Origin of the sequence: Luteithermobacter gelatinilyticus, assembly GCF_005849285.1 — a bacterium.
In the GTDB taxonomy this organism is placed as follows: Bacteria; Pseudomonadota; Alphaproteobacteria; order Sphingomonadales; family Emcibacteraceae; genus Luteithermobacter; species Luteithermobacter gelatinilyticus.
Map to the genome: position 1 here is coordinate 511,027 of NZ_CP040517.1, position 13,387 is coordinate 524,413.

Below are 13,387 nucleotides of genomic sequence, written 5' to 3' on the forward strand. Positions count from 1 at the left end.
GTAATCTATAAAGGGGATATGACAAAAATGAGGCTTTCCCGCTTTGCGCGATACAGATGGCATTTTGGTTTGCTTGGCGCGGCTTTGGTAACGAGCCTGCCGCTTTCAATATTGGCCGGGGAAGGTCGGAATGAGACCCAGGAAAATGCGCGCCTCTATGAGGCGTGTCTTGAGCGTGTCGAGCAGAATGCTGAGGCGGCGCTGGAGTTTGCCCGCAAATGGAATATCGAGGCGCACGGCCTGGCTGGGGCGCGTCATTGTGAAGCGTTGGCATTGCTCGCGCTGAATCGGGCGCAGGAGGCGGCGGAGTTACTGGAGGAGGAGGCGGAAAAGGTGCTCCGGGGCGATGGGCTGGATGACAAAAGCCCCGAAGAGCAACGGGGCCTCAGTCTTCAGCTTTTTATTCAGGCGGCGCTGGCCTGGCGGCAGGACGGTAATGAGGACAGGGCCTACAGCGCCATCAGTTCGGCCCTGGCCCGCGCCGGTGGTGGCGGAACTCCTGCCGCCGGGGTGGATAATAACCTGGTGTACGAACTGTATCTGGAACGGGGCCGCATACAGATCAACCGCCGGGAATTTGAAGCGGCGCTTGAGGATTTTACGCTGGCCATTGACCAAAACCCGGAACGGGGGGAAGGGTTTCTGGAAAGAGCACGGCTGTTCCGCCAGAAAAAGAATTATCCTGCGGCCCGGCTTGATCTTAAGGCGGCGGCCGGAATTGCGCCGGATGATCCCGAAATTCTGTTGGAAAGCGGGATTGTGTATCGCCTTCTGGGGGATAAGGACAGCGCCCGGGCCGAATGGCAGAAAATCATTGATACTCATCCAGACAGCGCGTTTGCCGATCTGGCGCGTGAAAATATCGGCCTTCTTAATCGTTAACCCGGATAAGGTCCGGCTGTCTTTTCGGCCCGATCCCATTCCGTCCGGACGGCAAGATCAGTCTCCCGGGCATAATGATCGTGCCGACAGGCGGAAAATTCCCGGGGGGTCATCAGACGGAACAGGGCCCAGACGGCCATAGCGCGCACAATGGGATTTTCTTCCTGAAGTTTGGGTTTCACAAGCGGGATATAGTTCCGGTTGTTGCTGTTGCCAATGGCGATTAGCACATTTCGGATAAAATAATCCCGGCCGGTGCGTTTGACGGGGGAGCCGGAAAACACCTGACGGAAAGAAGGTTCATCCAGCCCAAGCAGGTCGCCAAGATCAGGGTGATCCAGTTCCACCCGGCTGAAAAATCCCGCCTCGGCTGCGGCCTTGGCGAATTTGTTCCAAGGGCAGACGGCAAGACAGTCGTCACAACCGTAAATCCGGTTGCCCATGGCGCTGCGAAACTCTTCGGCAATATGCCCCTTATATTCAATGGTCAGATAGGAAATGCAGCGTCTGGCGTCCAGCTGGTAGGGAGCCGGAAAGGCGTTGGTGGGGCAGATGTCAAGGCAGTTGCGGCAGGATCCGCAATGATCCTTTTCCGCCCTGTCGGGGGGCAGGTCAAGGGTGGTGAAAATGCTGCCCAGGAAAAGCCAGGATCCGTATTCGCGGCTGACCAGATTGGTGTGTTTGCCCTGCCAGCCGATCCCGGCCTTGGCCGCCAGCGGTTTTTCCATTACCGGGGCGGTGTCCACAAACACCTTGACCCCGGCGGCATGATCCCGGTGGATCTGCCGCGCCACGGTTTTGAGTTTTTTCTTGACGATATCGTGATAGTCCCGTCCCCGGGCGTAGACGGAAATGTTCCCCGTGTGCATCTGTGCGAGCCGTTCTAGAGGAGTCCTGCGGGGGGCGTAATTCATGCCCAGCATGATGATGCTTCGGACTTCCGGCCATAACGTGCGGGGATTTTTACGGCGGTCCTTTTTTTCCGCCATCCAGGTCATATCGCCATGTCGGCCCAGTTCAAGGAACTGTTCCAGGCGCGCGGCGGGGGCGTCCATCTGATCCGGGCCGGTGAAGCGGATCGTGTCAAACCCGGCGTCCCGGGCGCAGCGGATGATATGATCCCGAATTTCGGACATAGCCTTAAAAATCCAGATCGCGGTAATGCGGGGATGGGGCGAGACCCGCGATCAAATCTTTGAGCAGCGGTTGGAAACTGGGGCGGGACTTGACGCGGGCGTACCAGTTTTTAGCGCCTTCAAAATCCTGCCACGGCACATCGCCCAGATAATCCACGCAGCTCAGGTGGGCGGCGGCGGAAATATCCGCATAAGAAAACTCGTCGCCGGCCAGCCAGTTGCGCCGGTCCGTCAGATACTCAATATATTTAAGATGATGTTTGATATTATGCGCGGCATAACGGATATTGGCGGCTTCCGGAGTACCCAGTCTGAGAAACCGCTTCATCACTTTTTCTGTCACAATCAGGCTGGTGACTTCTTCATAAAACTTATGGTCAAACCAGTCCACCAGACGGCGGGTTTCGGCTTTGTCCTGGGACGTCTCGCCTAATAAGGCGGGTGCCGGTACACTTTCTTCCAGATATTCCATCAGCGCATAAGTCCCGCAGATGGCTGTGCCGTCCTCTTCCACCAGAACCGGGACCGTGCCGGCAGGGTTCAGCACCAGGAAGTCGTGGCGACGGGTCCAGGGAAGTTCCAGCTCAAGCTTGACATCAAGGCCTTTTTCCTTCAGGGCGACACGCATCTTGCGGGAAAAAGGACAAAACCAGTAGTGGTATAATCGGCGCATGGATGTAGTTTACTCAAAGACCCCAAAAGTTCCAAAATGAAAACATATCAGTCTGTTGGAACCCTCTGCGGGTGCAGGGGGCGACCGCCCGTCATCTAACATTTGCGGGCGGGACTGTCCAGTGGCTCATGCCTGTCGGGCGCGTGGCGATCCATAGGTTCCATGAATTGTGTCGCTTTCGTTCACAATGACTACGCCATCTCATCACAATTCGCTTTACCTGTTGGTTAATCATAATTTTTCTGAGGGGAAAATATTAAAAAAACTGTCAGTTTTTTTTCGGAAGCTGTCGGAAAATGGGACAAAAATTCCCTGACGTCTCAAAAAAAGACACCCCGGATGGGGTGTCGGTAGAATGTCTGTTTGAAGTGTCCCGTTAGGATCAGGAGGTTAAATCAGGGAGGCGTCTGCGGCGCTGGGGAGATCCATTTCCAATATGGCCATCTGGAAGGCGTAGGAAATTTCCCCTTCTTCATCATCCTTGTAAATAACGCCGATAAATTCCCCGTCATACAGAACTTCAACGCTGTCCTGGTCCTTGGTGGACGGGGCCTGCAAAGAGAATTTGGTGGTATCGAATTTGTCGTTCAGATATTTGCGTAGGCGCAGAACTTCCGTTCTTGTCATTGTATTTCCTTATTGCGTTTCCTTGGAAAGAGATTTCAGTTTCCCCAGATAGGGTTGAATGGCTTTGACATCTTCGGCCGGCGCATTGCTGGCGGCTGACATCATCGCCATGCTTTGATGGAGGTTGTTGATAATGGCCTGTTTCTGTTCAGTGGAGATATGGGGATTGTTCTGGACGTCTTTAATGGCCTCTTCCATTTCGGCCCGGCTCGAAGAGTGCTGGCCTTTAATTTCCGTACTGATAAAGGCACGCATGACCCGATCCCCCACCATGGCCCATTCCTCGGCAGAAGAGAAGCCGGCCTCGCGAATGATAGCCATGAAGTCATTATAGGCTTTGTGGCCTTTCAGGGTTCTCAGGGAACTGGTAAAGGGGCTGAAGGCGCCGTCGGGTGAGGCCTGAGAGTCCAGATCCTCCTGATCGTCTTCGATGTCGTATTTTTCGCCGAGTTCTTCCAGTTTGGGCAGGGTGGAAATAAAGCCTTCAATTTTATCTCCCGAGAGCGGGGGCTGGGCCAGAGCAGCCGAATGATAAATCAACAGCAGGATAATGCCGCTGAGTTTCAGGCTGAGTTTCAGGGCGGTTTTAATAATCATGTAATCCTCCAGGGTTGCCTGGACATTCTGGCAAGAATCTTGTGGCTACACAATATGGATTTGCATTTTTTGTTACCGGGCGGCGGCGGGAAGCTGCGGGGCTGACCCGTTGAGGAGGTTCCTGGAATATTAAGAGTTGTTAAAAATTTATCTTTAAAACTTAAGTAACCATTTTAGGGTAGGGTGATTCTCATTAGCTGCATTTCTGAAAGAAAAGGGCCATGAGGATACTGTCATGAGAACACCTCACAGAAATGCGATATATGGAGAGTATGCAGGAGGCCATAGAACGATGCTCGTTAAGGGATCAATAAAAATTTTAAGTTTATGTTTCGTATTGGGGGCCGTTGCCTTGACAGGAATTTCCGACGCCCGGGCCAGTGATATCAAGAGCTGGCAAGGGAAAATCGTCAAGCTGGTGTCAAAAAAACAGGTATACCCCCGCGCGGCCATGCGCCAGGAATTGGAGGGCAAGGCTAAGGTCAAAATCAGCTTTGACCGTTCTGGTAATATTATCAGCCATGAAGTGTTACAATCCACGGGTCATGATATTCTGGATGCCGAAGTGACCAATCTTGTCAAACGCATCAACCCGCTACCGGCCCCGCCGGCAGAACTGGGGGACGACAAGCTTGTGATTGTGTTGCCCCTGACTTGGACGATCCAATGACTTGGACGATTCAAGTAAGATATCAGTGACATATCCGGTATAGGAGCCGGATTTGTCCGAAAGACGGCGCAAGCCGCCTTTTTTGGTGATGTTTCTCTGGATGTTTTTTGGCGGACTAAAGGCCGTATCCAGATGGGTTTTGTGAAGTTGCTGGTGGCTGGTCTGATGTGAAAAAAAGATGTATAAAGGCTTTTCCAAAATTTGAAACTGTCCTATGCTGAGCGCATGTAACGAAACTGCAATCATGTCATTAGAATAGAAAATAATCTAGGAGGTTTAATGAACCAGCCTTTGATGCCCCTGGCTACGGCCGTCTGGCTTGTTGAAAACACAAGCTTGTCTTTCAAGCAGATTGCCGAGTTCTGTGATCTGCATGAACTGGAGGTGCAGGGGATTGCCGACGAACAGGTAGCGACAAATATTGTCGGGCTTGATCCCGTCGCCAACGGGCAACTGACCTGGCAAGAAATTGAACGGTGTCAGAAAGACAGTTCCGCCCGGCTTCAGCTGAAAAAGGACGAGGTTCCGGCCAAGGCCCGCGCCGGTGGGGCCCGGTATACTCCTGTTTCCAAACGTCAGGACAAGCCGGATGCCATTGCTTGGCTGCTCAGGCATCATCCGGAACTGACCGACGCGCAGATCGGCCGTCTTGTGGGCACGACCAAACCCACCATTGAATCCATTCGCAATCGCACGCATTGGAATATGAGCAACATTAAACCCATCGACCCGGTGGTGTTGGGGCTGTGCAAGCAAACCGAATTGGACCTGGAGGTGGAAAAAGCCGCGGCCCGGCTTGCGGCTAAAGAAAAATCTGTAGAAGAAAAATCTGTAGAGGAAGGGGCACCGGAAGAAAGCGGCGATAACGCTGAATGAGGGCTTTGGACGGCGGTGTATGACAGGACCGCATTTCATGCCCAATATCCGAAAAAGGGGGCTTGAACAGAGGAGCCTAAAGTGAATTTTGATGAGCCCAATCTATTCACAATTCACTCTAGTCGTTGTGAGCGACAGCGGCGCAATCCATGCTGCGGTCACTTAATGGATCGCACCCTTTTCAGGAGTTCGCGATAACGTCCCTCTCAATTCACGCTAAAACGAATATAAGCATGACAAAGGCCCCGGTTTCCGAGGCCTTTTTTATGGCGTTTGGGGAGCGGGTCAGACTTTTTGTCTAAATCGTTCGATTTCTTCCTTAAGTTTGAGTTTCTCTTTTTTAAGGCCATGCAGAATGAGGCTATCCGGTGCGGGTCTGAGCTCTTCCTCGGAAATCATTTTTTCAAGATTGGCATGTTTTTCGGAAAGGGCATTGAGATGAGCTTCTGCATGCATAAGGGCTACTCCTTTCTGGTTAGACATGAAGTAAAAAATTACATCATAATTTTTCTTGCGTGTCACGGGAATATGTGGATGATAGAAAATTTTTCTTTGTGAGTTATAGGAAGTTTTTGTTTCTCTTATATAAATGAAAATGGCGGGTCTTATGCAAAACCGGTTTTGTTCCGCCTTAAGCGACGTTACATAAGGACATCTCAAGAATCGGCTGAACAGGTCGGGGGGGCGGACGGCAGTTCCAGGGCGTCGCAAATCTCCGTTACCGCCCTTGGGGAAAAACGGGATGTCGGAGTGAGGTTTTTCAAAAAATGTTCATAGGCCGCAATGTTTTGTCGGGCGACGGTGCGCAGATCGGCCAGTCTGGGATCGGGAGCGATTCCTAAGGTATCCAGCAGGGAGGGCGTGAGGTCATAAAGTTTTTGTTGCTGATACCTTTCGGCAAGCAGTTCAACACGCAAGATTTCCTGCTTGATTCCACGGATCAACATCTCTTCTCCTGGCGGTATGGACAGGGAAGGTGAACAAGTGCGGACGGCCTTTCTGGCCTGGCGTAGCGGGTGTATCACATTATGACTCCAGGGATGGGTGGCCCGCTCAAGATGCTGAAAGGCCTGTGCTGTCAGGCCCGCCCCGTAACGGTCTGCGATCCAGCAACAGTACAGCAGGATGTTAACATTGGCTTTGGTCTTGTCCTGGAGTTCGAGACAGGCCTTGGCAACATTTGGCTTTTGGTACAGGGCAATGCTGAAATCCCAGAATTCGTTTTCCGGCCAAGGGAGTTTTATATCGGTTTCGGGCATGATATAAGGACTTTCCAAAAAGGTGTTTTTTACGCATGCTTGTATGAATTATGGTATACTCGCCCGCGGGCGGACAATGGAAATCGCGTTTTGCAGCAGGGATTTCACGTTTATGACCTTGGATGAAGAGGATATCCTGGAAAAAATCCAGGAATTGAAGGTGCAGCATCGGGATCTGGATGACGCGATTAACGCGCTGATTGAGACGGGGCGTACGGACATGTTGCAAATCCAGCGCCTGAAAAAACAGAAATTGATGCTGAAAGACCGGATTGCCATGCTGGAAAACGAATTGCTGCCTGATATTATTGCCTGATCGCTGATCGGGGCCAGGAAACAACGATGGAAACAACGATGGAAATGGTGGTGGAAACACCAACCGGGCCGGGGAATATAGAGAATACAAAAAGCCCCCGGAACACACGACCTTTTAGACTTTTTCTGTAGCCTCTAGACTTTTTCCTGTTTTACTCCCTGTTTCTGAGCGTACATTTTTTTGTCCGCGTTATCCAGCGCCTGGTCTGCCGTTTCGCCGGAGCGCAGCGGATAAACACCATAAGAGGCATTCAGCTCAATCTTCTGTCCTTCCCAGACAAGCGGGCTGGTTTTGACCTGCCCAAGAATGGCTTTGGCTTTGGCGGCGGCATTCTGTTCACTGGCTTTGGGCAGAATAATACCAAATTCATCGCCCCCCAGCCGGCCGATGATGTCGGAATCGCGAAGATTGTTGACAATCACGCCGGCCAAATGAATGAGCGCCGCATCGCCGGCGGCATGACCATAATTGTCATTGATTTTTTTCATGTCATTCAGGTCGATATAAATCAATGAACTGTTGATGCCGTATCTTTCCGAATAGGCCAGCATCCGGGTCATTTCCCGCACAAAGGCCCGCCGATTGGAGATGTTGATCAGGGGGTCCTGGTCCGCAAGGCGTTCCAGTTCCGAAATTTTTCGGTGCGCCAGTTCAATTTCGCGACGCATGTTTTCCATTTCGGACATCAGTGTCATAATGGCGGCTCTCACACGTTCGGTCATCTCCTCGGGCGGAATCCCCAGCACACTGACCGTGTCAGATATGCTGCGGCCGGGGCTGACCTGTCCCGTCTGTGAACTGCTTTGAAGGGATGCGACCGGTGTACGACGTATGGGGGCCGACGCGCCTATGGAGCTTTTGTTCTCTACCTTCATGAAAAACGAAAACCTTTGTTTCCGGATACAGTCTCGCCTAAAACTTGTGGTTTTTTCTGAAAATCACAAGATGTTGTGAGATTCAGGGGGTACTGTACCACAATTTGCGGTCTTCGTCCTGCAAAATTATAAATCATGTTCTTCTGTGGAAAGCGAACTTGCCTCTGGGCCGGGGATCGTTATAATCCCGTCCTTTCCCGCCTCCGCCAGAAGACCGCAGGCCACTATTGCGTCGCCCGGCGGCGGCAAAAGACAGAGCGAATAACGAGGTCGTAAAATGAGCAAGGATACACCGGTTGTCGGCATTATTATGGGCAGTCAGTCGGACTGGGACACCATGAAGCAGGCTGCCGACATTCTGGAAGAACTGGGGGTAGTTTTTGAAACCAGGATCGTTTCGGCTCATCGTACACCGAAACGGCTTTATGACTATGCCCAGACGGCGGCGGAAAGAGGGCTCAAGGTGATCATTGCCGGGGCAGGCGGGGCGGCGCATCTGCCGGGAATGGTGGCATCCCTGACAACCTTGCCGGTTCTTGGTGTGCCGGTAGAGAGCAAGGCTTTGAAAGGCATGGACAGTTTGCTGTCTATCGCGCAGATGCCGGGCGGGGTGCCGGTGGGGACTCTGGCGATTGGCAAGGCGGGGGCCAAAAACGCCGGTTTGCTGGCGGCCTCTATCATGGCGTTGCAGGATGACGCCCTGGCCGAACGACTTCTGGACTGGCGGGACCGTCAGACGGCGGCGGTGGCCGAACAACCGGTTGAGCTGTAATATCAGGATTGATCAGGTAAGTTTCAGAATTATTCAGGACGATAATGACCATGCAACATCTGGTTCCGGGGTCTGTTATAGGTATTCTTGGTGGGGGACAGCTGGGGCGTATGCTGGCGATGGCGGCGGCGCAGTTGGGATATCGCAGTCATGTTTTTTGTCCGGATGCCAAATTTCCGGCAGATCAGGTGACGGGACTTGTCACCCGGGCAGAGTATGGCGATCAGGCGGCGTTGAGATCCTTTGCCGGTTCGGTGGATGTGGTCACTTATGAATTTGAAAACATTCCGGTGGAGACTGTCGAATTTCTCAGCACAAACGTGCCGGTTTATCCGAGTGCCAAGGTGCTGGAAATTTCTCAGGACCGGCTGCATGAAAAAGATTTTGTCAATCAGTTGGGAATCGCCACGGCCGATTATGCGGGGGTCAGCAGCCTTGAAGAAGCCCGGGTGGCGCTGGAAAAGTTGGGCTGTCCGGCGGTGCTGAAGACGCGGCGTCTGGGGTATGACGGCAAGGGGCAGGTCATGATCCGCACGCCCGAGGAGCTTGAGGCCGCTTGGCAAAAACTCAATTCCGACCAGCTCATCCTCGAAGGGTTTGTGTCTTTTGACAAGGAAATTTCAGTGATTGCCGCTCGCGGACGGGATGGCGAGATCCGGTGTTTTACACCTGCGGAAAACCGGCACAAAAATCATATTCTGGATACCTCCATTGCCCCGGCCCGAATTGATGAGGCGCTGCACAAGGAAGCCGTGGCGATCGGCAGCCGGATGATTGAGGCGCTGAATTATGTGGGGGTCATGGCGGTAGAGCTTTTTGTTTCCACTGATGCGCCCCGTCTCAGAGTTAATGAGATCGCCCCACGGGTGCATAATTCCGGCCACTGGACCCTTGAAGCCTGCGCCACCAGCCAGTTCGAGCAGCATATCCGGGCGATCTGTGGCTTGCCGCTGGGGGGGGTGGAGTTGTATGGCCAGGCGGTGATGACTAACCTGATTGGCGAGGATATTCGGGACTATGAACAGTTGATGCAGGATCCTGCCGCCAATGTGCATCATTATGGCAAGATAGAGGCGCGACCTGGCCGTAAAATGGGCCATGTGACACGCCTGTATGATTTTTCAGAAAAGCTGGATGTCTAGAGTGAATGGGTCAACCTCTTCACAATTCACTCTAATCCTGCGTTTAATTATGGGCGCTTAGTTTAAACTGTTTTTCTTACTTAAACGTTCCTTCGGCGGCGGGTTATCATATATAGCCCGCCAAGCGCCATCCCCAACAATCCCAGAACGGCCGGTTCGGAAATTTGAGGGGGAGTATCACCGCTGTCCCAGAAACGGATGTGGGAAATGCCCCGGGCGTTATTGTTATTGGCATTCATGATCAGCCCGGTTGTGAAAAGCTGTCCCGTGCTGAGTCCGCCCAGATGAAAAATGGCATAGGCACTGCTGCCGGCTTTAACGGTGGCGAATTCCGGCAAAGAGCTACTTGGTCCGGTATATTGCCAGGTGATATCTGCATATTCCCCGTCGTCAGCGGTGCCAGTGATGATAAAATCACCAAATGTTCCCGTGGAAAAATCGCCGCTGGGAGGGACTTCTGCCACCAGATCCAGCATGATGGAGGTATCATATATATAGGAAAGTGCGGCTTCCACGGAGGCTTCATTATCACCCCCTGGCGGGCCATATCCGAAATCAGGGTCTACGACGACACAGGGCAGGCCGGCATTTCCAATGCCGCTGGACAAACTGCTACACACGGTGCCGTAGGCATCCGCCGAGTAGGACACATTTGGTGAAAGGGTCAGGACACCGGCAAAGATAACGGCGTTAATTAGGGCCTTTTTGATAAGCTGTGTCATGGCATCATACCTGTGGTTTTCGGTGGATAATCAGCCATGCAAAGAGTGTGCCCGTTTCACAATGTCTATAGTTTCAAAAGACTTAGGGAATGGCTGTTCGTGGAATTGGAGTGAATCTGTAAAGAAAACCGACTCTTTGTCAGAAAATTTTACAGTTCATTGCACCGGGAAAGTTTGGGAAAGGTTTATTGCCTGTAGCGGATTTTTCCCGCCAGCCGCCAGACATCCGGCAGCTTGTCGCATATCTCCCGCAGGCGCATTTTGTTTTTTTCAATTTTCATGACGTCTTCAATGCGTCGGTCCAAAAAGGCCCAGGTCTCAGCAAACTCTTCGGAATCGTCGTTAAGCCAGTACAGGACGGTGCTGCTGTAGACGCCTGCTAGGGTTAGCCGTTTGGTGTAATAATTGAAATCGGCGGAGGTGTCTCCGGCCAGCCGCCAGATCAGATCAACGGTGCGGTACAGAAGCTTCAGACCCAAGGCCTGATTTTGCGGCAAGGCCAGCCAGGTGATACCGCGGCGGGTGGATTCGCGATGGTCTTCCTCGCAGAGCAGGCGCAGATGGATAAGTGTCTTGATCCTCTCGCGTATTTTCAAACTCTCCAGGTCCATAAGCTTGGCCTGTTCCGCCAGGCGCTGATCACACCGGTCCGCCAGAAAGTCAATCATGTCCGCCGCCCCGCCGGGGAAAGCCAGTCGGGCTATGCCAACGGGAATGTCCAGATCCCTGGCGGCCTCGCCCAAGGTATTGTCTGTCCATCCTTCAAACGGGATATGGGCCAGCGCTGCGTTTAGGAGAGGCTCGCGCAACTCATCAGGAATGTCCGTTTTAATCTTTGCTCGGGTCATATTCATAATATTTCATAATATGGCATCGCCAGGCAGGTGGGTAAAGTTTTTTGGACTTTTTTCATATTATGATAATATCTCAGGGATAAAAAGCTTCACAGGGCGACTTTCTTTTGATAGAAGGGCGTCCGTGGGGTTCTGTTCATTGTGGCAGAAGCCCCCTTATTCTGTAAACTCTGGAAATAGAAAGGAGTGTGACGTTTAACCATGCAGGTTATCGTCCGCGACAATAACGTTGATCAGGCTCTGCGCGCGTTGAAGAAAAAGCTTCAGCGTGAGGGTGTGTATCGCGAAATGAAAATGCGTCGTTTTTTCGAAAAACCTTCTGAAAAGAAGGCCCGGGAAACCGCCGCTGCCATTCGCCGCGCCCGCAAGCTTGAACGTAAACGTTTGGAACGCGACGGCGCGCTCTAAAACGCACCGTTTAATTCTTGAAAAGGCCGTCCCTCTTTATCTTGAAGGGCGGCTTTTTTATTTATATCTTTAAGCCTCATCAGCAGGGAGCGCAAATGACTGAAATCGTTGAAATACGCCAGTTGAGTTTTGATCAATGGGCAGAGCTTTACAAGGGGTATGCGGAGTCTTACGGTGTACCGCTGACGGAAGAACAGCTTTATGTGGTATGGGACTGGCTGGGGGGGCACGAAACCGAACTTCGGGGCATCGCGGCGATCAGAGAGGGAGAGCCGGTGGGGATTGTCCATTACCGCAGATTCCTGAGGCCCCTGGCCGGTGAGGTAGGCATATTCCTGGATGATATCTACGTGGCCCCGGAGGCCCGCCGTCATGGGATCGGCCTTGTGATGCTGAAAGCGGTGGAAAAAATCGCCGAGGTGCAGAACTGCACGGTCATCCGTTGGATTACGGCCGAAGATAGGGCGGATGCTCATGCCTTTTACGAACAATTCGGCAAAAGAACCCGCTGGGTGACCTATGAGCACAAGGTCCAGGGGGAAGATCAGGGTTATGAACGAAAATAACCGGGGATACAACCTGTTGGGATCGCCATTGGGCGATGTGCGGCTGCCGGATTTTATCGTCAGCCAAAAATGGGCTGGGGCTGATTTGCAGACCATGCGCCATACCATTCTTGGCCCCTCTCGCACCCTTGCCGATGCCGGGGAACGGTTGTATTTCGAGATTGAGGGGGGGCAGAAGATTGTCGGCGCCTTGCACAGGTGTTCGGCAGAAGGAGAGGCGCTGACAAAACCGCTGGTGATCCTGGTGCACGGTCTGGCCAGTAGCGAAGAAGCCGCCAGTATGGTCTCTAGTGCAGCTGCGCTGATCGAAGCGGGATTTCCCGTACTGCGGCTCAGCCTGCGCGGGGCGGGACCGTCGGCAGAAACCAGCATCGGCCCCACTCATGCGGGCCTGACGGAAGATTTTGTGGCGGTACTTGAACAGCTTCCCGCACAATACAGCATGCAGGGCGTGTTTGTGATGGGATTGTCGCTGGGCGGAAATATGATGCTGAAATATCTGGGGTTGACTGGAAAAAACTCTCTGATCCGGGCCGCGGTTGCCGTCTCAACCCCCTTGGACCTGAAGGCGGCAGAGCGGAAAATCATGGAAAGCCGCAACAGTTCCTATCATGGCTATATTCTTCAGGAACTGAAACGACAGGTGAAATTGTCGAAACATCATCACCCCGAAGCGGTGGTCAAGGCGGCACTTGCGGCCGCAACCCTTTATGAATTTGATGATGTTTATGTAAGCCGCGTTCACGGGTTTGACGGAGCCGATAAATATTATGCCAGCCAGTCAGCAGGGCATTTCCTGATTGGGGTCCGGGTCCCGACCCTGATGATCCATGCAGAAAACGATCCCTGGATTCCGGTGGAAGATTATCGGCACAGAATTTGGCCCGAAGACATGACCATGAGCGTGCTTCTGACACAGGATGGTGGGCATCTGGGGTTTCATACCCAGGATCACCCTTCGCCTTGGCATAATCGTGTGGCGGCCGTGTTTTTCGAGCAGTATTGTGACTGA

At 52.7% G+C, this 13,387-nt stretch carries 18 protein-coding genes; 9 read left to right on the forward strand and 9 right to left on the reverse strand.

Annotated elements, in window-relative coordinates; translation table 11 throughout:
• The first annotated feature begins 18 nt into the window (after window positions 1-18).
• Entirely contained in the window at window positions 19-882 is an 864-nt protein-coding gene (locus tag FE788_RS02295) for a tetratricopeptide repeat protein (protein WP_138379114.1), read from the forward strand.
• On the opposite strand, the gene queG is transcribed toward FE788_RS02295, so the two are convergent.
• The 4 genes from queG to FE788_RS02315 all read right to left on the reverse strand — a co-directional run bounded on the left by queG (window position 879) and on the right by FE788_RS02315 (window position 3,915).
• Entirely contained in the window at window positions 879-2,018 is a 1,140-nt protein-coding gene (gene queG / locus FE788_RS02300) for a tRNA epoxyqueuosine(34) reductase QueG (protein ID WP_138379115.1), read from the reverse strand. The two genes, FE788_RS02295 and queG, sit on opposite strands and share 4 nt — an antisense overlap.
• Before the next feature lie 4 nt (window positions 2,019-2,022).
• Complete coding sequence (locus tag FE788_RS02305) at window positions 2,023-2,691, reverse strand: glutathione S-transferase family protein (protein ID WP_138379116.1); 669 nt, start codon at window positions 2,689-2,691, stop codon at window positions 2,023-2,025.
• 390 nt (window positions 2,692-3,081) lie between these two features.
• Window positions 3,082-3,318, reverse strand: a complete 237-nt coding sequence (locus FE788_RS02310) for a DUF3126 family protein (RefSeq protein WP_138379117.1) — start codon at window positions 3,316-3,318, stop codon at window positions 3,082-3,084.
• Between the two features lie 9 nt (window positions 3,319-3,327).
• Window positions 3,328-3,915, reverse strand: a complete 588-nt coding sequence (locus tag FE788_RS02315; protein ID WP_138379118.1) for a hypothetical protein — start codon at window positions 3,913-3,915, stop codon at window positions 3,328-3,330.
• A 352-nt stretch (window positions 3,916-4,267) separates the two neighbouring features.
• Here FE788_RS02315 and FE788_RS02320 point away from each other — a divergent pair, with 352 nt between their 5' ends.
• Together FE788_RS02320 and FE788_RS02325 are read left to right on the forward strand one after the other, a co-directional pair.
• Window positions 4,268-4,585 carry an energy transducer TonB gene (locus tag FE788_RS02320; protein WP_168190228.1) on the forward strand — a complete coding sequence of 106 codons (318 nt, stop codon included), beginning with the start codon at window positions 4,268-4,270 and terminating at the stop codon, window positions 4,583-4,585.
• Between the two features lie 279 nt (window positions 4,586-4,864).
• Window positions 4,865-5,461, forward strand: coding sequence for a DUF1013 domain-containing protein (locus FE788_RS02325; protein WP_138379120.1), 597 nt, complete (start codon window positions 4,865-4,867; stop codon window positions 5,459-5,461).
• A gap of 285 nt (window positions 5,462-5,746) precedes the next feature.
• On the opposite strand, the gene FE788_RS02330 is transcribed toward FE788_RS02325, so the two are convergent.
• Both FE788_RS02330 and FE788_RS02335 read right to left on the reverse strand, forming a co-directional pair.
• Entirely contained in the window at window positions 5,747-5,917 is a 171-nt protein-coding gene (locus FE788_RS02330; protein ID WP_138379121.1) for a DUF465 domain-containing protein, read from the reverse strand.
• A gap of 200 nt (window positions 5,918-6,117) precedes the next feature.
• Entirely contained in the window at window positions 6,118-6,720 is a 603-nt protein-coding gene (locus tag FE788_RS02335) for a TIGR02444 family protein (protein ID WP_138379122.1), read from the reverse strand.
• Between the two features lie 112 nt (window positions 6,721-6,832).
• Between FE788_RS02335 and FE788_RS02340 the strand changes: the two genes are divergently transcribed.
• Window positions 6,833-7,036, forward strand: a complete 204-nt coding sequence (locus FE788_RS02340) for a YdcH family protein (RefSeq protein WP_210414101.1) — start codon at window positions 6,833-6,835, stop codon at window positions 7,034-7,036.
• Between the two features lie 134 nt (window positions 7,037-7,170).
• Here FE788_RS02340 and FE788_RS02345 read toward each other — a convergent pair whose 3' ends face one another.
• Window positions 7,171-7,911 carry a GGDEF domain-containing protein gene (locus tag FE788_RS02345; protein ID WP_138379124.1) on the reverse strand — a complete coding sequence of 247 codons (741 nt, stop codon included), beginning with the start codon at window positions 7,909-7,911 and terminating at the stop codon, window positions 7,171-7,173.
• A 277-nt stretch (window positions 7,912-8,188) separates the two neighbouring features.
• Here FE788_RS02345 and purE point away from each other — a divergent pair, with 277 nt between their 5' ends.
• A complete protein-coding gene (purE, locus tag FE788_RS02350) occupies window positions 8,189-8,683 on the forward strand; it encodes a 5-(carboxyamino)imidazole ribonucleotide mutase (protein WP_138379125.1) in 495 nt (164 codons plus the stop codon).
• Window positions 8,684-8,733: 50 nt separating this feature from the next.
• Entirely contained in the window at window positions 8,734-9,825 is a 1,092-nt protein-coding gene (locus tag FE788_RS02355; protein WP_210414102.1) for a 5-(carboxyamino)imidazole ribonucleotide synthase, read from the forward strand.
• A gap of 80 nt (window positions 9,826-9,905) precedes the next feature.
• Here the strand turns inward: FE788_RS02355 and FE788_RS02360 are convergent, their stop codons facing one another.
• Together FE788_RS02360 and FE788_RS02365 are read right to left on the reverse strand one after the other, a co-directional pair.
• Window positions 9,906-10,547, reverse strand: coding sequence for a hypothetical protein (locus tag FE788_RS02360; RefSeq protein ID WP_138379127.1), 642 nt, complete (start codon window positions 10,545-10,547; stop codon window positions 9,906-9,908).
• Window positions 10,548-10,732: 185 nt separating this feature from the next.
• Window positions 10,733-11,395, reverse strand: a complete 663-nt coding sequence (locus FE788_RS02365) for a COQ9 family protein (protein ID WP_210414103.1) — start codon at window positions 11,393-11,395, stop codon at window positions 10,733-10,735.
• Window positions 11,396-11,602: 207 nt separating this feature from the next.
• Here FE788_RS02365 and rpsU point away from each other — a divergent pair, with 207 nt between their 5' ends.
• The 3 genes from rpsU to FE788_RS02380 all read left to right on the forward strand — a co-directional run bounded on the left by rpsU (window position 11,603) and on the right by FE788_RS02380 (window position 13,387).
• Window positions 11,603-11,809 (forward strand): 30S ribosomal protein S21, encoded by a 207-nt coding sequence (rpsU, locus tag FE788_RS02370; RefSeq protein WP_138379128.1) that lies wholly within the window; start codon window positions 11,603-11,605, stop codon window positions 11,807-11,809.
• Window positions 11,810-11,904: 95 nt separating this feature from the next.
• Complete coding sequence (locus tag FE788_RS02375; protein ID WP_138379129.1) at window positions 11,905-12,375, forward strand: GNAT family N-acetyltransferase; 471 nt, start codon at window positions 11,905-11,907, stop codon at window positions 12,373-12,375.
• Window positions 12,362-13,387, forward strand: coding sequence for a YheT family hydrolase (locus tag FE788_RS02380; protein ID WP_168190229.1), 1,026 nt, complete (start codon window positions 12,362-12,364; stop codon window positions 13,385-13,387). The genes FE788_RS02375 and FE788_RS02380 overlap by 14 nt, the downstream gene beginning before the upstream one ends.